16 protein-coding genes are annotated in these 17,806 nt (G+C 71.6%); 7 read left to right on the forward strand and 9 right to left on the reverse strand.

Annotated features, from left to right (window positions below; translation table 11 throughout):
- Position 1: 1 nt before the first annotated feature.
- Complete coding sequence (locus tag RC2_RS10745) at positions 2-1,156, forward strand: glycosyltransferase (RefSeq protein ID WP_245811072.1); 1,155 nt, start codon at positions 2-4, stop codon at positions 1,154-1,156.
- On the opposite strand, the gene RC2_RS10750 is transcribed toward RC2_RS10745, so the two are convergent.
- On the reverse strand, positions 1,130-2,110 hold the full coding sequence (locus RC2_RS10750) for a methylenetetrahydrofolate reductase (protein WP_174552315.1): 981 nt from the start codon (positions 2,108-2,110) through the stop codon (positions 1,130-1,132). The two genes, RC2_RS10745 and RC2_RS10750, sit on opposite strands and share 27 nt — an antisense overlap.
- A gap of 292 nt (positions 2,111-2,402) precedes the next feature.
- Here RC2_RS10750 and RC2_RS10755 point away from each other — a divergent pair, with 292 nt between their 5' ends.
- From RC2_RS10755 to RC2_RS10770, 4 genes are all read left to right on the forward strand, one after another.
- Positions 2,403-3,458, forward strand: coding sequence for a polyprenyl synthetase family protein (locus RC2_RS10755; RefSeq protein WP_068147147.1), 1,056 nt, complete (start codon positions 2,403-2,405; stop codon positions 3,456-3,458).
- Positions 3,455-5,023: a phytoene desaturase family protein gene (crtI, locus tag RC2_RS10760; RefSeq protein ID WP_068146643.1), complete on the forward strand. Its 1,569-nt coding sequence runs from the start codon at positions 3,455-3,457 to the stop codon at positions 5,021-5,023. Before RC2_RS10755 ends, crtI begins: the two co-directional genes overlap by 4 nt.
- Positions 5,024-5,149: 126 nt before the next feature.
- On the forward strand, positions 5,150-6,934 hold the full coding sequence (locus tag RC2_RS10765) for an alpha-(1->6)-mannopyranosyltransferase A (RefSeq protein WP_082895415.1): 1,785 nt from the start codon (positions 5,150-5,152) through the stop codon (positions 6,932-6,934).
- On the forward strand, positions 6,931-7,905 hold the full coding sequence (locus RC2_RS10770) for a phytoene/squalene synthase family protein (protein WP_068146645.1): 975 nt from the start codon (positions 6,931-6,933) through the stop codon (positions 7,903-7,905). Before RC2_RS10765 ends, RC2_RS10770 begins: the two co-directional genes overlap by 4 nt.
- 50 nt (positions 7,906-7,955) lie before the next feature.
- Here RC2_RS10770 and RC2_RS10775 read toward each other — a convergent pair whose 3' ends face one another.
- The gene (locus RC2_RS10775; protein WP_068146647.1) at positions 7,956-8,324 is read right to left on the reverse strand and encodes an Rv2175c family DNA-binding protein; all 369 of its coding nucleotides are present in this window, start codon (positions 8,322-8,324) and stop codon (positions 7,956-7,958) included.
- A gap of 138 nt (positions 8,325-8,462) precedes the next feature.
- On the opposite strand from RC2_RS10775, the gene pknB reads away from it, so the two are divergent.
- Entirely contained in the window at positions 8,463-10,466 is a 2,004-nt protein-coding gene (gene pknB, locus RC2_RS10780; RefSeq protein ID WP_068146649.1) for a Stk1 family PASTA domain-containing Ser/Thr kinase, read from the forward strand.
- Between the two features lie 42 nt (positions 10,467-10,508).
- Here the strand turns inward: pknB and RC2_RS10785 are convergent, their stop codons facing one another.
- Both RC2_RS10785 and RC2_RS10790 read right to left on the reverse strand, forming a co-directional pair.
- Entirely contained in the window at positions 10,509-11,894 is a 1,386-nt protein-coding gene (locus RC2_RS10785; protein ID WP_068147149.1) for a class II 3-deoxy-7-phosphoheptulonate synthase, read from the reverse strand.
- An 87-nt stretch (positions 11,895-11,981) separates the two neighbouring features.
- Positions 11,982-12,473 carry a polyadenylate-specific 3'-exoribonuclease AS gene (locus tag RC2_RS10790; RefSeq protein WP_068147152.1) on the reverse strand — a complete coding sequence of 164 codons (492 nt, stop codon included), beginning with the start codon at positions 12,471-12,473 and terminating at the stop codon, positions 11,982-11,984.
- 38 nt (positions 12,474-12,511) lie between these two features.
- Between RC2_RS10790 and RC2_RS10795 the strand changes: the two genes are divergently transcribed.
- Entirely contained in the window at positions 12,512-13,753 is a 1,242-nt protein-coding gene (locus RC2_RS10795; protein WP_068146651.1) for a glycosyltransferase 87 family protein, read from the forward strand.
- A gap of 25 nt (positions 13,754-13,778) precedes the next feature.
- Here RC2_RS10795 and RC2_RS10800 read toward each other — a convergent pair whose 3' ends face one another.
- The 5 genes from RC2_RS10800 to RC2_RS10820 all read right to left on the reverse strand — a co-directional run bounded on the left by RC2_RS10800 (position 13,779) and on the right by RC2_RS10820 (position 17,802).
- Entirely contained in the window at positions 13,779-14,513 is a 735-nt protein-coding gene (locus RC2_RS10800; RefSeq protein ID WP_068146652.1) for a lysophospholipid acyltransferase family protein, read from the reverse strand.
- 142 nt (positions 14,514-14,655) lie between these two features.
- Positions 14,656-15,639: an ROK family protein gene (locus tag RC2_RS10805; RefSeq protein WP_068146653.1), complete on the reverse strand. Its 984-nt coding sequence runs from the start codon at positions 15,637-15,639 to the stop codon at positions 14,656-14,658.
- Between the two features lie 15 nt (positions 15,640-15,654).
- Complete coding sequence (locus tag RC2_RS10810; protein ID WP_068146654.1) at positions 15,655-16,113, reverse strand: hypothetical protein; 459 nt, start codon at positions 16,111-16,113, stop codon at positions 15,655-15,657.
- Positions 16,106-17,329 (reverse strand): ArsA family ATPase, encoded by a 1,224-nt coding sequence (locus RC2_RS10815; RefSeq protein ID WP_068146658.1) that lies wholly within the window; start codon positions 17,327-17,329, stop codon positions 16,106-16,108. The genes RC2_RS10810 and RC2_RS10815 overlap by 8 nt, the downstream gene beginning before the upstream one ends.
- Before the next feature lie 38 nt (positions 17,330-17,367).
- Positions 17,368-17,802, reverse strand: a complete 435-nt coding sequence (locus RC2_RS10820) for an SRPBCC family protein (protein ID WP_068146661.1) — start codon at positions 17,800-17,802, stop codon at positions 17,368-17,370.
- Between the last annotated feature and the right edge of the window lie 4 nt (positions 17,803-17,806).

A 17,806-nucleotide genomic window follows, 5' to 3' on the forward strand; every position in this document is an offset into this window, starting at 1 on the left:
CGTGTACGGCCGCCTCGTCCGCGCCGGCGCCCTCGCGGCGACGGCCACCGCGGCGCTGGCGATGGCGAACGCCCGCACGGCACCCGTGGTCGCTCCCCGACGTGGCGGCGCCGCCGCGACCGAGCGAGTCACCGTGTGCATTCCGGCACGCGACGAGGCGGAGCGGCTCCCCGACCTCCTGGCCGATCTGCTCGCCCAGCGGACGGCCGCCGCCCTGACCGTCCTGGTGCTCGACGACGAGTCCACCGACGGCACCGCCGACGCCGCCCGGGCCGCCGCCGGTGGCGACCCCCGCGTCCGCGTGGACCGTCGCCGACCGGACACGGCGGGCGGCGTCGGCAAGTCCGTGACGTGCATCGATCTCGGTGTCCGTGCGCTCACCGAGACGGATCCGACGATGGTGGTCTTCGTCGACGCGGACGTCCGGCTGACTCCGCACGCGGTGGACGCGGCCGTCGCGGAGCTGCGCGAACTCGGCACCGCCTTCCTCAGCCCGTGGCCGGGCCAGGTCGCGGTGACCCGAGCCGAGCGGCTGGTGCAGCCCCTGCTCTCCTGGTCCTGGTCGGTCAGCCTCTACGTGCGGGGAGCCAACCGCGGCCGACGTCCGTCGATGGGGGTGGCCAACGGCCAGTTCCTCGTCATGGACGCCGCCGCCTATCGCGCTGTCGGCGGGCACCGATCGACGCGCGGAGCCGTCGCGGACGATCTGGAGTTGGTCCGCGAGTTCCGCCGCCACGGATTCCCGACGGCCGTCGGGTACGGCGGACGGGTGGCCACCTGCCGGATGTACGACGACGCCGCGCAGGTGTGGGCCGGACACGGCAAGTGGCTGTGGTCGCAGTTCGGGCGGGGACCGGTCGCCGTCGTCGTCGGTGCGCTGGTGGCGGCGATCTGGGTGGTGCCGCCCACCGGGTTGCTCTCGTCGTCCCGGCGTACGCGCCGCTGGGCGGCGGTCGGCTACGGCGCCGGCGTGGTGTCGCGACTGGTGACCCGGCGCGCCGAGGGCAGCCCCGATTCGCTGGTTCGCGACGTCGTCACGTCGAGCTGGCACCCGGCGTCGATCGTGGTGGGGACGGCACTGGCGGTGTCGAGCGACCGCGGTCGGCGCCGCGGCACGCTCACCTGGAAATCACGCGCTCTCGACACCCGTCGCTGACCCGGTCATCGCGGGGGCGGGCCGGGCGAGCCCGAGGTTGGCCACGACCTCCGACGTCGCCTTCGCGAAGTTCAGGGTGATGAAGTGCAGGCCGGGGGCGCCCTCGGCGATGAGCCGCTCCCCCATCTCGGTGGCCAACTCGATGCCGACCGCCCGGACGGCGGCCCGGTCCTCCTCGGGTCCGCTGCCCGCCGCGGCGGCGAGTCGCGACCGCACGGCCGCGGGCAGTTCCGATCCGGAGAGCTCGACGGCGCGCTCGATGGAACGCATGGAGGTGATGGGCATGATCTCGGGGATGATCGGCTTGGCACCCTGCTCGGGATCGAACGCGCTCACCCGGTCCCGGAGACGCAGATAGTCCTCGACGTCCCAGAACATCTGGGTGATGGAGTAGTCCGCGCCGGCCCGGAGCTTGCTCACGAGGAATCGCGTGTCGTCGTCCACCGACGGCGACCGGTGGTGCCCACCCGGGAAGGACGCCACACCGACGTGGAAGTCCCCCAGCTCCTTGACCAACCGGACCAGATCCTCGGCGTACTCGACCCCGTCGGGGTGCTTCTCCCACGGACCGAGTGGATCTCCGGGCGGATCGCCGCGCAGCACCAGGATGTTGGCGATGCCGCGATCGGCGTAGGCGCCGACCATCGACCGCAGTTCGGCGACACTGTGTCCGACCGCGGTGAGGTGGGCCACCGGGACCAACGTCGTGGAGTCGGCCAGGTCGCCCGTGACGCGCACCGTGCGGTCACGCGTCGACCCGCCGGCGCCGTAGGTCATGGAGACGAACGCCGGATGCATCTGCTCGAACGCCCGCACGGTCCGCCACAGACGATCCTCGCCGGCCTGGTCGCGGGGCGGCGAGAACTCGACGGAGAACGGCACGCTCCCATGGGTGGCCGCCGCCAGCCGGTCGACGACGGACGGGGTGCGGGACGTGCGTGATCGATCGGTCACGAGCACAGCATAGAAGCGGCGCGCCGGGTCGCGGCGGCCCGCGCGCTGTGACAGACCCCTCGTCGCGGGTCGAGGCGCGGGGTCGTCCCTCGGCGCGGGGGTGTCCGAATCAGCACTAGAGTGCGGGCAGGCGGGGTCCTGTTCCGCCCTGCGTCCGCCTCCGTCGACCGGTGCGGACCTCGCTTCACGACGTCCCTGCGTGTCCCCGGAGGAAACCCTGTCTGCCGCATCTCTCCCGACCACCGGCGCATCCCTCGCCGGCGACCGAGCCGACTGGCCCCGCGGATCGTTCGTGACCGCAGTGGAATCCGTCCTCGACTCCTTCGTCGAGTCTCGACGCGCCACCGTCGACAGCGTCGGCCCCGTCTACGCCGAGGCGGTCGACGAACTGCGCTCGTTCGTCCTGCGCGGCGGCAAGCGAATTCGGCCGGCGTTCGCGTGGACCGGTTGGCTCGGCGCGGGCGGCGATCCCTCCGGGCCCGACGCCCCCGCCGTTCTGCAGGTCTGCTCGGCCCTCGAGTTCGTCCAGGCCTGCGCCCTGGTGCACGACGACATCATCGACTCCTCGCTGACCCGGCGCGGTTTCCCCACCGTCCACGTCACCTTCGCCGAGCGCCATCGCCGTTCCGAGTGGATCGGCGATCCGGTCGCGTTCGGCGAGGCCGTGGCGATCCTGCTGGGCGATCTGGCGCTGTGCTGGGCGGACGATCTGATCCGCGAGGCGGACCTGCCGATCGAGACGGTGCGCCGCGTCGGCCCGATGTGGTCGGCGATGCGCACGGAAGTCCTCGGTGGCCAGTTGCTCGACATCGCGGTGGAGGCACGCAGCGACGATTCGCTCGACGCGGCGCTGCGGATCGATCGCTACAAGACCGCCGCGTACACCGTGGAGCGGCCCCTGCTGATCGGCGGGGCGTTGGCGAACGCGGACGCCGAACTACTGGACGTCTACCGCACCTTCGGCGCCGACATCGGCATCGCGTTCCAGCTGCGGGACGACCTGCTGGGGGTGTTCGGCGATCCGGCGGTGACGGGCAAGCCCTCGGGCGACGACCTGCGCGAGGGCAAGCGCACCGTCCTGATCGCGGCAGCACTCGACGTCGCCGACCGTGACGACCCGGCGGCCGCCGAGACCATCCGTGCCGGACTCGGAACCGACCTCACCGCGGCGCAGGTGGACGAGATGCGGGACCTGCTCGTCCGGCTGGGCGCGGTCGACGACGTCGAGCGCCGCATCACCGACCTGACCGACTCCGCGCTCACGGCGCTGTCCGGTGCCGACATCTCACCCGACGCGGCGGATCGCCTCGTCGCCATGGCGCACGCCGCCACCAGGAGAACCACATGACGTCCACCGCCGCCACGGTCACCGGCCCCACCGATCATGTCGTCGTGGTGGGGGCCGGACTGTCCGGTCTCGCCGCGGCTCTGCATCTGCGGGGCACGGGCCGCGAGGTGACCCTGCTCGAACGCTCCGACACCGTCGGCGGCCGCGTCGGATCGGTCGCCGCGCCCGGCTACCGCATCGACACCGGCGCCAGCGTGCTGACCATGCCGGACCTGATCGACGAGGCGCTCGCCGCGGTGGGCGCGACCCGTGAGTCGACCACACCACCACTGCGTCTGCACCCGCTCCATCCCGCGTACCACACGCGCTTCTCCGACGGCACCAGCATCGACGTGCATTCCGACCCCGAGCGGATGGTGGCCGAGGTCGAGCGCACGTGCGGGCCCGAGGAAGCCGCGCGCTATCGCCGACTGCGCGGGTGGTTGGCGTCGATGTTCGACGCCGCGTACGACCGCTTCGTCGGCGGCAACTTCGACTCCCCCGTGGATCTGGTGGCCGAACCCACCTCGCTCCGCAAGACCCTGACGCTGCTGAAACTCGGCGGGTTCGCGAAGCTGGGCGGCAAGGTCGACGCCTTCGTCCACGACGATCGGCTGCGCCGCATCTTCACGTTCCAGGCCCTGTACGCGGGCGTGGCTCCGGCGAAGGCGTTGGGCGTCTACTCCGTCATCGCCCACATGGACACCTCCCTGGGGGTGACGTTCCCCGAGGGCGGGATGCGCGTGATCGCCGAGTCGATGGCCGACGCGTTCACCACGGCCGGCGGCACGCTGCGCACCGAGGCGACCGTCCGCAGCATCGAACAGGGCGGAGGTCGCGCACGCGCGGTCGTCCTCGAGGGTGGCGAGCGCATCGCGTGCGACGCGCTGGTGCTCACCCCCGACCTGCCCGTCGTCGACGCCCTCCTCGGCACTGCCGGGGTACGGACGCCGCGTCGACGGATTCGCGCGTCCCCGTCGGCGGTGGTCGTCCACGGGCGCGTCCCGGTGTCGGTGACGGACCGGTGGTCCTCGCGGTCGCACCACGTCATCGATTTCGGCGCGAAGTGGGCCGAGACCTTCCGCGAACTCACCGCCCGGCGCGGTCGCGGCTCGGTGATGAGCGATCCGTCGCTGCTGATCACCCGCACGTCGCTCACCGATCCGGGCCTGCGCGTGACCACGGACGGGATCGAGCAGGAGCCGATCTCCGTTCTCGCCCCGTGCCCGAATCTCGACACCGCCCCGATCGACTGGGACACGGTCACCGAGCCGTACGTGCGCGAGATCCTGCTCGAGATGGAACGTCGCGGGTACCACGGCATCGCCGAGCACCTGGTGATCGATCACGTCGACACCCCGACGACGTGGGCCGCGCAGGGCATGATCGCGGGCACCCCGTTCTCCGCGTCGCACGTCTTCCGTCAGACGGGACCGTTCCGGCGTCGCAACCTGGTCCCCGGCATCGAGAACGTCGTGCTGGCCGGATGCGGCACCACACCCGGGGTCGGCGTTCCGACCGTGCTCATCTCCGGGCGCCTGGCCGCGCAGCGGATCGACGCGACGGCCGGACGCGCGCGGGTCTGAACTTTCGCGAACGGTTCCTCGCGCTCCGGCCCGGTCCGTGCGTGGGTTCACCGGAGTTGCCTCTAAACTCTCCGACAGGCCGCACGCGGCCGTCACACGTCGCTGTCGAGGTATTCGGGGAGGAACATGTCCACGCCCTCCCTCGGTCGGTCCCCTGCGGGCACCGATCGACACGGTGTGCGGGCATTTCTCTCCGGCGCGGCGGGCCGCGCCACGCTGGTCGGCCTCGCCGGTGCCGCGCTGATCACGTTCGGCGGCTTCGGATCCGGCGCCGTCCGCCGCCGTGATCCACTCCTGGAAGAGATGCACCTGTCGTGGCTGCGCTTCGGCCACGGCCTGGTCCTCTCCACCGCCATGGTGTGGATCGGTGTCCTGCTCATGATCGCCGCGTGGGTTCGCCTCGGCCGCGAGACGTTGGCTCATCGCACCACCGTCTCCCGACTCCGCTGGGTGGTTCCGGTGTGGATCGCCCCGCTGCTGCTGGCGGTGCCGATGTTCAGCCGCGACGCCTACTCCTACCTCGCCCAGGGCGCCCTCCTGCGCGACGGCTTCGACCCGTACGCCGTGGGACCCGTGGCCAACCCCGGGATCCTGCTGGACAACGTCTCCACCGTGTGGACCACCACCACCGCCCCCTACGGCCCCCTGTTCCTGCTTCTCGGGCAGGGCATCACGTCACTGACCGGTGACAACGTCATCGCCGGCACCATGCTGTTGCGGTTGACGATGCTGCCGGGGCTCGCGCTGACCATGTGGGCCGTGCCGCGGATCGCCCGGCACTTCGGCGCCGACCCGGCCGTCGCGCTCTGGCTCGCGGTCCTGAACCCGCTGGTGCTCGTCCATCTCATCGGCGGCGTCCACAACGAGATGCTCATGGTCGGCCTGATGACCGCGGGCATCGCCGCCGTCCTGGGTCACCGCCACGTGCTCGGCATGGGTCTGGTGGCGGTGGCCGTCGCCATCAAGGCGACGGCGGGCATCGCGCTGCCGTTCCTGGTCTGGATGTGGATGCAGCACGAGCGCACCCGTCTGCGGGCCGAGAACGATGCCCGCCGCGAGCGCGGTGAACCCACCCGGCAGGTGCGCACCCTGCAGCTCTTCGTGAAGACGGCGGGCATCGGCTTCGCGGTGTTCGCCGCCGTGTTCGTCGTCTCGTCCGCCGTCGCCGGCGTCGGCATCGGCTGGCTGACCGCGCTCAGCGGGTCGGCCAAGATCATCAACTGGCTGTCGCTCCCGACCATCCTCGCCCACCTCGTGACCGTCGGCACCGGCTGGTTCACCGGCGCCCGGCTCGGGCCGGTGCTGGAGGTCACGCGCCTGCTCTGCGCCGTCGCCCTGGCGATCGTCCTGGTCACGGCGTGGTGGCGGTCACGGCACTCCGAGCGCAGCGCCCTGCTGGGCATCCTCGTCTCGCTGGTGGCCATCGTCATCCTGTCCCCCGCGGCGCTGCCGTGGTACTACTCGTGGCCGCTCGCCGTCGCTGCCGGTCTGACCATGTCCATCACCACGTTGACCGTGCTCGTCGGCCTGTCCGCCTGGCTCATGTTGGTGTTCCAGCCGGACGGCTCGATCGGGCTGTACACGTTCCCCCACGTGGTGCTCGCCATCGTGGCCGCGGTCGTCGCAGCCCTGTCCCTGCGGCAGGTCGATCCGCTGCGACTGCGCTCGGTCACCCATCCGGACCCGGAACCGCCCTTCGCCGCGGCGGAGACTGCGACGCGGTCCGCGCACCTGCCGAACGACACGTCGGAGGCGGCCGTCGCCGCGGCGAATTCCGACGACGGCCACACCGTGGCTGATCCCGACGGCCACACCGTGGCGACGGCGATCCCCGAGGGCCGTGAGACCGAAGAGGGCCGCGAGACCGCCGAGCCGTCCACTCGACGGTCCCCCCGAGAGGTGAGCACGTGACGGATCTACTGCGCGAGGGCTATGCCGTCTCCCGCGAGGTCGCGCGCGAGCACGGCAAGACGTACTTCCTGGCGACCCGCTTGTTGCCGCCGGAGCGCCGTCCGGCCGTGCACGCGCTGTACGCGTACGCCCGCATGGTGGACGACATCATCGACGTCGACATGATCGCCGAGCGTGACGACGCCGCAGCCGTCGCCGACGACGAAGCGTTGCTCGACCGTATCGACCAGCGGTTCCGGGCCGGTCTCGCCGACGGACCGGCGGCGGTGGCGCCGGCGACCGGCGAACCCGTGACCGACCACGACCGGATCCTCGCCGCCGCGGTGGACACCGCGCGCCAGTACGACATCTCGGCCGAGTACTTCACGGCGTTCATGACCTCGATGCGCATGGACGTGCCGTCGTCGAGCATCTACACCGACCGGTACGCCACCCTCGACGACCTGCGGGTCTACATGTGGGGTTCGGCAGCGGTGATCGGGCTGCAGATGCTGCCGATCCTCGGCACCGTCGGCCCGGTTGAGGACGCCGCACCCGCCGCGGCGGCCCTCGGCGAGGCGTTCCAGCTGACGAACTTCGTGCGGGACGCGGGCGAGGACCTCGCCCGCGACCGGATCTACCTACCCGGCGACGTGCTGGCCGCCTACGGCGTGGACGAGGACCTGCTGCACTGGTGCCGTCGGACCGACCGGGTGGATCCGCGCGTGGCGCGTGCGCTCGCCGACGTCATCGCGACGTGCCGCGCCCTCTACCGCACCGCCGAGCCGGGGATCGAGCTGCTGTCGCCGAGGGCCCGGCCGGGCATCCGTGTCGCGTTCGCGCTGTACCGGGACATCCTCGGCGTCGTCGAACGGGACGGGTATCGCTCGTTGTCCCGCCGCTCCACCGTCGGGAACGGTCGACGCGGCGGCGTGGCCGCGCGCGCCGCGGGTCGCGGACTCGCCGCTCGCCTGCTCCCGACGGCGTCCTGAGGTCGGAAACCCATCGACCGGGCCGGTCAGAAACCCATCGACCGGGCCGGTCAGAAACCCATCGCCTGGGCACGCCGCACGATCTCGCGGGCGTGGTCGCCGTGCAGGACGTCCACCGGTCGGCCCGGCAGGCTGGCGTCGTCCTCGAAGAGCCACCGCACGATCGCGGTGTGATCGAAGCCTCCGTCGAGAAGCACCGACACCGTGCCGGCGAGGTGCTTGAGCGGGTGACCGTGCTCGTCGAGGAATGCGGCGGGAACGGCGACCACCCGGTCGCGGCGCACGGCGATCAGCTTGTTCTCGCGCAGCATCTGATGCACGCGTGTCACGGCGACGCCGAGGGACGCCGCGACGTCGGGAAGGGGCACGACCTGCTCGTCGGCGGGGATCACGTCGTCGCAGTAGGGAATGGCACTCACCGCGACAACGGTAGTCACGGCGGACGTCGTGAACCAAGTTCACCGCGCGGACTGACTACCATCGGACGACGGGCCCCGATCGGCCCGTCCTCGATCCCCGACGACCTCGATCCCCGACGACGAGCAGGAGGCTCCACCGTGGCCGTGTCCGGTCCGTCGCTGCTCGGCGCCTTCCTCGAGCGGCGCTACCGAGTCGACGCTCCCATCGCCCGCGGTGGCATGTCGACGGTGTACCGCGGTCTCGACACTCGTCTGGATCGGCCCGTGGCCATCAAGGTGATGGATCCGCAGTTCGCCGGGGACCCCGAGTTCGTGCGCCGCTTCGAGTTCGAGGCCCGCGCCGTCGCGCGTCTGCATCATCCCGGTCTCGTGGCCGTCCACGACCACGGGCGCGACGGTGACCACGCGTTCCTGGTGATGGAACTCGTCGAGGGCGGCACGCTGCGGGAGTTGCTGCGCGAGCGGGGTCCGATGCCGCCGCACGCCGCCGTCGCGGTGCTCCAACCCGTGCTCGACGCGCTCGCCGTCGCGCATCGGGCCGGCCTGGTGCACCGCGACGTCAAACCCGAGAACGTCCTGATCTCCGACGACGGTGACGTCAAGATCGCCGACTTCGGCCTGGTCCGCGCGGTCGCCGCCGCGACCACCACGTCGGCGAGCGTCATCCTCGGCACTGCGGCCTACCTCTCCCCCGAGCAGGTCACGTCGGGGACCGCCGACGCGCGCAGCGACGTCTACTCGGCCGGGGTGTTGCTGTTCGAGGTACTCACCGGCCGAACGCCGTTCGACGGGGACACGTCGTTGTCCATCGCGTATCAGCGCGTAGAGAACGACGTTCCCGCGCCGGGTTCCGTCGTGCCGGGGGTACCGCGTCATCTCGATTCGGTCGTCCGCGACGCCACCCGCCGCGACGCCGCGGACCGCTTCCGCGACGCCGGAACGATGGGTGAGGCCCTCCGCTCGGTCACCGCCGCGCTCGGGTTGCCGGCCTACCGAGTGCCGGCTCCGGCACGCTCGGCCGAACACCTGTCCGCCCAGACACTGCACGCCCCGCGGCCCTACGCCCCGCAGGCACCGCGCTCCCCCGACACCGCCATCGTGGCCGTTCCGGCGGCGTCGATCGGCGCCCCGTCCCCCACGCAGCACACCAAGATGGTCACCGCCGCCGTCCCGCGCGACACGGACGCCGAGCCCGGCGGCACCGAGCCCACGGGCCGCGGCCGGGGCGTGTACGCCTACCCGGACTACCGGTCGGATCGTCGTCGGTCCCGTCGGGTCGCCGCCATCTGGGTCGCCATTCTGGTGGTGGCCGCACTGGTGCTCGGAACGGTCGGATGGTGGGCGGGCTCCGGCCGGTTCACCGCGGTGCCCGCCGTCGACGGACTCGACCGCACCTCGGCGGTATCCGCGATCGAGGCCGCGGACCTGTCGGCCACCGTGGAAGGACGGTGGACCGACGACGCGCCCACCGATCGGCTGCTCGGCACCGATCCGCCGTCGGGTTCGCGGATCGAGCGGGGCGAGACGGTCACCGTCCTCGTCTCGCAGGGGCGTCCCGCCGTGCCCGATCTCGTGCCCGGTGCGTCGCCCGATCAGATCGCCGGAGCGCTCGAGGACCGCACGTTCGTCGCCGTCGACGGCGGCGAGGCGTTCAGCAGTTCCGCCGCGCGGGGCGAGGTCGCCGCACTCGATCCGGCACCGGGCACGGTGCTTCCCGTCGGCAGCGAGGTCCGCGTGGTGACCAGCAAGGGCGCACCGCCGGTCGACGTCCCGGACGTGCGTGGACGCAGCGAGCAGGACGCGCGCGCCGCGCTCGATCGCGTGGGCATCACCGTCTCCGCGGTCGAGGAGGTCTTCGACGCCGACGTCGACCGGGGATCCGCCGTCGGCACCGACCCGGCGGCCGGGACCGGCGTGACGGCCGGAACCGCCGTGACGCTGCGAGTGTCGACGGCCGTCCCCGTACCGTCGTTGCTCGGCCGGACCGTCGGCTCGGCGCGCGAGGAACTCGAACGGCTCGGCCTCGACGTCCGGGTCCGCCAGGTCACCCGCACCGATCGGTCACTGGTCATCTCGCAGACGCCCGGTCCCTCCGAGCGCGTCGCGCCGGGAGGGACCGTGACGGTGGTGTCGCTGCCGTAGCCCGACCGCGGTGCGGCTGACGAGCCCCCCGCCGCGCCGATCTCAGCCGCGCAGCATCTCCGCGACGAGGAACGCCAGCTCGAGCGACTGTTGCGTGTTGAGGCGCGGGTCGCAGGCGGTCTCGTAGCGGCCGGACAGGTCCAGATCCGAGATGTCCTGGGCACCGCCGAGACACTCGGTGACGTTCTCGCCGGTCAGTTCCACGTGGATGCCGCCGGGGTGCGTGCCCAGTTCGCGGTGAACCTCGAAGAACCCCTGCACCTCGTCGACGATGCGGTCGAAGTGACGAGTCTTGTACCCGGTGGTCGCCTCGTGCGTGTTGCCGTGCATCGGATCGCACTGCCAGATCACCTGGTGGCCGGTGGCCTGCACCTTCTCCACGATCGCGGGCAGCAGGTCGCGGACCTTGCCGTTGCCCATGCGCGAGATGAGCGTGAGACGGCCCGGCTTGTTGGTGGGGTCGAGCCGCTCGACGTACTCCACGGCCATCTCCGGCGTCGTCGACGGCCCGATCTTGAGTCCGATCGGATTCGACACGAGCTCGGCGAACGCGATGTGCGCACCGTCGAGCTGACGGGTGCGGTCGCCGATCCAGAGGAAGTGCGCGGACAGGTCGTAGAGCTTGGGGTGCTCGTCGTCGTTGTCGAGACGCAGCATCGCCCGCTCGTAGTCCAGCACCAACGCCTCGTGACTGGCGAAGATGGTGGCTTGCTTGAGGTTCGGGTCGGTGACACCGCAGGCGTCCATGAACTTGAGACCGTTGTCGATCTCGGACGCGAGCTGCTCGTACCGGGCGCCGGCGGGCGAGTTCTGCACGAACTCGCGGTTCCAGTCGTGCACCTTGTAGAGGTCGGCCATTCCGGCGCCGGTGAGCGCGCGCACCAGGTTCATCGCGGCGCTCGCGTTCGCGTACGCACGCACCAGGCGCGACGGATCGTGGGCACGCACCGCCTCGTCGGCGACCAGCGAGTTCACCATGTCGCCGCGGTAGGACTTCAGGCCCAGGGCATCGACGTCGGACGACCGCGGCTTGGCGTACTGACCCGCGATCCGCGCAACCTTGACCACCGGGAGCGAGGCGCCGTACGTGAGGACGACGGCCATCTGCAGCAGGGTGCGGATGTTGCCCTTGATGTGGGGCTCGGTGTTGTCGACGAAGGTCTCGGCGCAGTCACCGCCCTGGAGCAGGAAGGCCTCGCCGCGCGCGACGGCGGCCAGCTCGGCGGACAGGGCCTCGACTTCGCCTGCGACCGTGATCGGCGGCACGCTCTCGAGCACCGTGCGCATCGCCTCGGCCTGATCGGCCGGCCAGTCCGGCTGCTGTGCGGCCGGCTTGGCCAGTGCCGCGGCGAGCTGGTCGCGCAGGGCCTCCGGGAGCGGAGGGAGCTCGGGCAGGCGTTCGATCGGAACGTCGACAGTCCAGTTCACGACTCCAGGATAGTGGTGACCGGTCACGGTCCCCATTCCGGGCCGAGCCCGGTCGGACGGCCGATCCCGAGCCGACGGCGCGGCGGCTCAGCCTGCGGCGCGGGCGGACTCCACGGCACGGAACTTGGCCAGGTTGTGCCGCGCGTCGGCCAGCGCGTCGTGCGCGTCGTCCGGAGCGTCCGGCAGGGCCGGCGACCCGTGCTCCTGCCAGTACTGCTTGAGCTCGCGCGTGAAGCGCGGCATCACCCGCGGCAACGCCGTCATCGGCCCCCACAGCTGACACAGCGCCACGTGGTCGTACGCCGCCACCCAGGCCCACATCTCGACGTCGTCGTTCCCGGCGGCGGTGACGAAGTCGAGGATCTCGTCGCGAATCCGCGCACGCGACTGCCAGAGCGACGACGAGAACGGCGGCAGCTTCGGCAGGACGTTGCGGCGAACCCAGGGACCGGCCCGCTCCGGATCGAACTCCGCCGACACCGCGTAGTATTCACGGCCGTCCTCGGCGACGATGCCGATGGAGACCAGATCGATCGTGCGACCATCCTCGATGAACTCGCAGTCGTAGAAATAGCGCACGGTGGCCACCCTATCGGCCGGCCGCGGAAGGACCTCGCATGCGGAGCTCACCCGCGCCGACCGCCGACCCGCCTCGGTGGCGTCGGCCCCTGGTGGTGGCGGCCAAGGTCCTCACCGTCGCCGCCCTCCTGGCCGGCATCGCGTTCAACCTGATCGGACTACCGCCACTGCGGGAGTGGGGCGAGATCTATCGCCTCGACCTCGACGTCTATCGGATCGGCGGTCGTGCCCTGCTCGACGGCGTCGACCTCTACGGCGTCCTCCCCGCCACCAGCGTCGACATTCCCCTGCCGTTCACGTATCCGCCCATGGCGGCGCTGGCCTTCGCGCCCATGGCGGTGCTCCCCCTGACCGTGGCGTCGACGGTCATGACGCTGATGACGATGGTGCTGCTCGCGGTGACGGTCGCCGTCACGGTGCGCTCGCTGGTCACCCTCGGCCGGGCCGACACCGCGTGGGTCGCGGCCGCGGGCACGGCGGCGGCGTTCGCGCTGGAACCGGTGTGGTCGACGTTCGACTACGGCCAGATCAACGTCGTCCTCATGTGCCTGGTGGTGCTCGACGTCCTCCCCCGCCGCACGCTGTGGCCGCGCGGACTGCTCGTCGGCTTCGTGACCGCCATCAAGCTCACCCCGGCCGTCTTCGTTCTGTACTTCCTGCTGGCGCGCCGGTTCCGCGCCGCCGCGACCGTGGTGGTGTCCTTCCTCGCGTTCACCGCCCTCGGGTTCGTCGCCACCCCCGACGGCTCCGTCCGGTACTGGACCGACGTGCTCGTCGACTCCGACCGCATCGGCCACCCGGGGTACGTCGCCAACCAGTCGCTCACCGGCATGCTGGCCCGCCTCGGACTCGACGACGGGCCCCGCACCCTGGTCTGGATCGCGTGCAGCGCCGTCGTCGGTGTGATCGCCGTCGTCGCCATGCACCGCGCCCTCGCGGCTCGCGACCGGCTCACCGCCCTGTGCGTCAACGCCGTTCTGGGGCTGCTGGTCTCACCGGTGTCGTGGTCGCACCACTGGGTGTGGTCGGTGCCGATCCTGGTGCTGTGCATCCACGCCGGTCTCACCCGTCGCTCCGTCGCCCTCCCCGCCCTCGGGATGATCGGCGCGGTGCTGCTGCACTTCCCCGCCCACTGGCGCCTCGGCCCCGGCCGGTGGGACGGCGTGGGCTGGCCGCTCTGGGATCAGATCCAGGCGTCGTCGTACGTCTGGTGGGGGTTGGCCTTCCTCGTGGTGGCCGCGGTCCTTCCGCGACGCCGGACCCCCGAGCCGGTGGCCTGACGGTCCCGCGCGGAGAGAGCGGGACTCAGCCCGCGCGGCTGTCCGGGATGCGGGCGGCTCCGTCGGCACCCGCCGCGCCGTCCGATTCCGGGGTGGCCTTCATGCTCGCGGCGTAGACGTCGACGTACTGCTGGCCGCCGAGCTTCATCAACTCGTACATGACCTCGTCGGTGACGGCGCGCTCGACGAAGCGGTTGCCGGCCATGCCCTCGTAGCGCGAGAAGTCCAGCGGCTTGCCGATCCGGATGCCGACCTTGGTGGGGCGCGGGAGCTTGGAGCCGATGGGGTTCATCTTGGCCGTGCCGATCATGGCGACGGGGATGACGGGCACGCCGCTCTCGAGGGCCAACCGCGCCATGCCGGTCTTGCCCTTGTAGAGCCGGTCGTCAGGGGACCGCGTGCCCTCGGGGTAGATGCCGAGGAGCTTGCCGTTCCGCAGGACGCGCAGACCCGCGTCGAGCGCGTCCTGAGCCGCGGACGCTCCGGTGCGGTCGATGGGAACCTGACCGACGGAGCTGAAGAACCAGCGCTGGAACCGACCCTTGGCGCCGCGGCCGGTGAAGTACTCGCTCTTGGCCAGGAAGGTGATCCGGCGAGTCACCACCAGAGGCAGATAGAAGGAATCGAGAACGGCCTGATGGTTGCTCGCGAGGATGGCCGGACCGTCGACGGGGATGTTCTCGAGCCCCTCCACCTTGGGTCGCCCCAACAGGTGCAGCAGCGGACCGAGAAGCACGTATTTGAAGGTCCAATACCACATTCCCGACACGCCTTTCGTCGAACAGCCGCCTCGAGATCCGCGGCGATCACCGAGCGTTACGCGTATCCTACCGCCGGTTTATGACACCAGCCACAGTTCGGACGTGCAGTCGGACACATCTCACACGGCCGTCACCGTGCGGTCATCCGCGCGACGCACCCACTTCGACCCGAGCGAGTTCGGCGGCACCGATCATGCCCGCGGCCTCCCCGAGTTGGGTGCCGCGGATGCGTGCGAGGGGCCGATGCCCGGCCCCGGTGATCTGCGCCGCGTAGTGCTCGCGAGCGAGGTCGAGGAACAGCGCCGACGACGTGGCGACTCCCCCGGCGATGACCATACGATCGGGGTCGTAGACGTCCGAGACCAGCGCGAGGCCGATGCCGAGCCACCGCGCGAACTCCGACATGGTCTCGATGGCGACCAGATCGCCGTCCTGCGCGGCGCCCGCGATGCGACGGCCCGTGAGCGACCCGGGGTCGAGGAACGCTTCGCGCGCCAACACCGTGGAGCCGCGCGGATTCGCGGCGAGGAGCTCGATCGCCGTGTCCACCAACGCCGTTCCGCTGCAGTAGCGCTCCCAGCACCCACGCTTGCCGCACGCGCACTGGCGGCCGTCGGGCACCACCTGCAGGTGACCGAGCTCCGGCGCGATGCCGTAGCTGCCGCGGTAGAGCTTGCCGTCGATCAGCAGGGCAGCGCCGATACCGGTGCCGATGGCGATCATGACGACGTTGCCGCCACCCGCCGCGGCGCCGAACCGATGTTCGGCCCAGGCCGCCGCGTTGGCGTCGTGTTCGAGAATGACCGGGATGCCGAGGCGTTCGGTCATCTCGCGCGCCACCGGCCGGTTGATCCACGGCAGATGCGGTGCGAACCGGACGACGGTGCGGTCGGAGTTGATGAACCCGGCGACGGCGAGTCCGACGGCGGCGATGTCGTGACGGCTCGCCAACTCACGCACCGCGCGGTCGATGCCGTTCTCGAGCGCGCGGGACTCCTGCGGCGTCGGGGCCTGGGTGCTGTCGAGAACCTGCCCGTCCACGTCGACCACCGACGCGCGAATGCTGGTGCCGCCCACGTCGATACCGATGGTCAGGGGCTTGGCTCCGTGGCCCTGTGTTCTCACTGTCGTGCTCGGTCCTCACTGCGTCGGCGGCGTCGGACGCTCCCGGTCGGGTTTCGACGTCGTCGTCACGGTAATCGGCTGGTAGCCGCCGGGGCGAACCGACGGCGTCGACGCGCCGGGGACGGCGGTCCCCGTCCCGTCGGCGTCGACGGTCGGCGTGGTCGGCGACGCGGGCCGAGCGGTAGTCGAGGCGTGGGACGCGGGCCGGGCCGCGGTCGAGGCGTGGTCGTCGAGGTAGGCCCGGACGACGGCGGCGAGGGCGTCGAACTCGGTCGCGACGAGGCTCAGCAGGTCGTGCCGTTCGCCCCGCAGCGCCGCAGCCAGCGCGCACAGCGGACACCAGGAGCAGCCGTCCCAGTGCGGAGCCTCGGGGTCGTCGAACCGGCGCAGCGCCGGTTCGACTCGATCGATGACGAGCTCGGCCAGGATGCGCAGTTCGGCCACGAGGTCGCGGGTCTCGCGCTCGTCAGCCATTCCCGGCCCCCGGTGTCGGCGCCGAGGGCGGGGGCGCAGTGAGGTTCTCGGGCCAGACGGCGGCGTCGGGCGTGAAGCGCACGGTGAGAACACCCTCGTCGAACGCGGCACCGACGACCGTGCAGCGACGCAGGACCGACGCCAGCCGCAGCCGACGTCGCGCACCCTGCGCACTCACGATCATGTCGTCCTCCACGCGTCCGACCGCCACCGTGGACGCGTCCACGTAGGGCAGCGGCACCCTCATCACGTACACCGAGTCGAGACCGGTACCCGACTCGTGCTCGACCTGCGGCGTCAGCGCCGGCACCGATCCCGGCCCGCACGGGTCCACGTCGCCGATCTCGTCGGCCACGGCCGCCAGAGCCGTCGACCCTACCGGCTCACCGGGCTGCTCGGTCACGACGTCGAGGCGCACTCCCGGCAGGAACCGCTCGGCGTCCCGGACCGCGGCGAGATGCTCGGCCCGTCGGCGCTCGGCCCAGTAGACGGCGGGGTGGGTGCCGAGCACGGACGTCGGGACGGCGCCGCCGAGGTCCGGCTGCACCCCGTCGATGACCACCCCGCTCACGGCGACGCCGTGGAACACGGTCAGCGACAGCACGTCTCGGGCGCGCTCGATCGACCGACCACGAGGCCCCGCAACGACCACCGCGTCCGTTCGGTCCGCGTCGCCCAGCACGGCACCGATGCGCGTCACGGTCTCGACGATGCGGTCGACCACCTGGACCAGCACCGCGGCCCGCAGATCGCCACCGGTCGCCGCGACCACTCGCGCGTGCTGTGGCCAGATGCGGTCGAGGTAGCCCGCGACCGACGCGGGCGTGGCGACGACGTCCACCCACTCCCCCGCGGACGGGCCGTCGACGACGACGTGGTCGACGTCGACTCGCTCGGCGAGACGAACCACCTCGGCGAGGGCGGCGACGGTCTCCGCGACGGGGACCCCGGTGAGTTCCTCGGCGTCGGGCAGAGACGGGCCGGCGCCGTGGTCGTGGCCCCCCGCGGCCAGCGTGGCGAGGGTGCGGTACCGCTCCTCGACGAGGCCGGCGGCGTCGAGACGGACGACCTCGGGCAGGTCCGCGCCGGAACCGAGCAGCGTCGCCGGGTCACGCCCGTCGAGACAGGTGAGCACCACGCGCGCCCCCCGGCGACGGAGTCGGGTCGCGAGGGCCGCGGCCACGGTGGACTTGCCGGCCCCACCCGGCCCCACCACGAACGTGAGGCGAGCGGGCGCTCCGGGCGCCGCGGCGGTCAGCCCTCGACCCTCTTCTTCAACTCCTTCAGGGCGGTGTCGGTGATGACCTTCTCCGCCTTGCGCTTGAACAGGCCGATCATGGGGATCGCGAGGTCGACCGTCAGTTCGTAGGTGACCTCGGTGCTGCCGTCCCCGCGGTCGGCGAGCCGATAGGACCCCTCCTGCGACTTCTGCATCTGCCCCTCGACCAGCCGCCACGACACCGATTCGTCACCGGCCCAGTCGTATTCGAGTTCGTAGGTGTCCTTCACCATCCCGGCGTCGAGCACGAACCGCACGCGGCGGGCGCGTCCGTTCGGGCCGTCCTCGAGGACCTCGACGGACTTCGCCGCCTCCACCCAGTCGGGGTAGGCCGGGAAGTCCGCGATCACCGCCATGACGGCAGCGGGCGTCCCACCGACGACGATGGATTTCGTGGTCTTGTCTGCCATGAGT

Source organism: Rhodococcoides corynebacterioides NBRC 14404, from assembly GCF_001894765.1.
Classification (GTDB): domain Bacteria; phylum Actinomycetota; class Actinomycetes; order Mycobacteriales; family Mycobacteriaceae; genus Rhodococcoides; species Rhodococcoides corynebacterioides.

Coding starts and splice junctions, on each gene's coding strand:
- crtI (WP_068146643.1), top strand. CDS start 3,455: ATGACGTCCACCGCCGCCACGGTCACCGGCCCCACCGATCATGTCGTC.
- RC2_RS10765 (WP_082895415.1), top strand. CDS start 5,150: ATGTCCACGCCCTCCCTCGGTCGGTCCCCTGCGGGCACCGATCGACAC.
- RC2_RS10795 (WP_068146651.1), top strand. CDS start 12,512: ATGCGGAGCTCACCCGCGCCGACCGCCGACCCGCCTCGGTGGCGTCGG.
- RC2_RS10800 (WP_068146652.1), bottom strand. CDS start 14,513: ATGTGGTATTGGACCTTCAAATACGTGCTTCTCGGTCCGCTGCTGCAC.
- RC2_RS10810 (WP_068146654.1), bottom strand. CDS start 16,113: ATGGCTGACGAGCGCGAGACCCGCGACCTCGTGGCCGAACTGCGCATC.
- RC2_RS10820 (WP_068146661.1), bottom strand. CDS start 17,802: ATGGCAGACAAGACCACGAAATCCATCGTCGTCGGTGGGACGCCCGCT.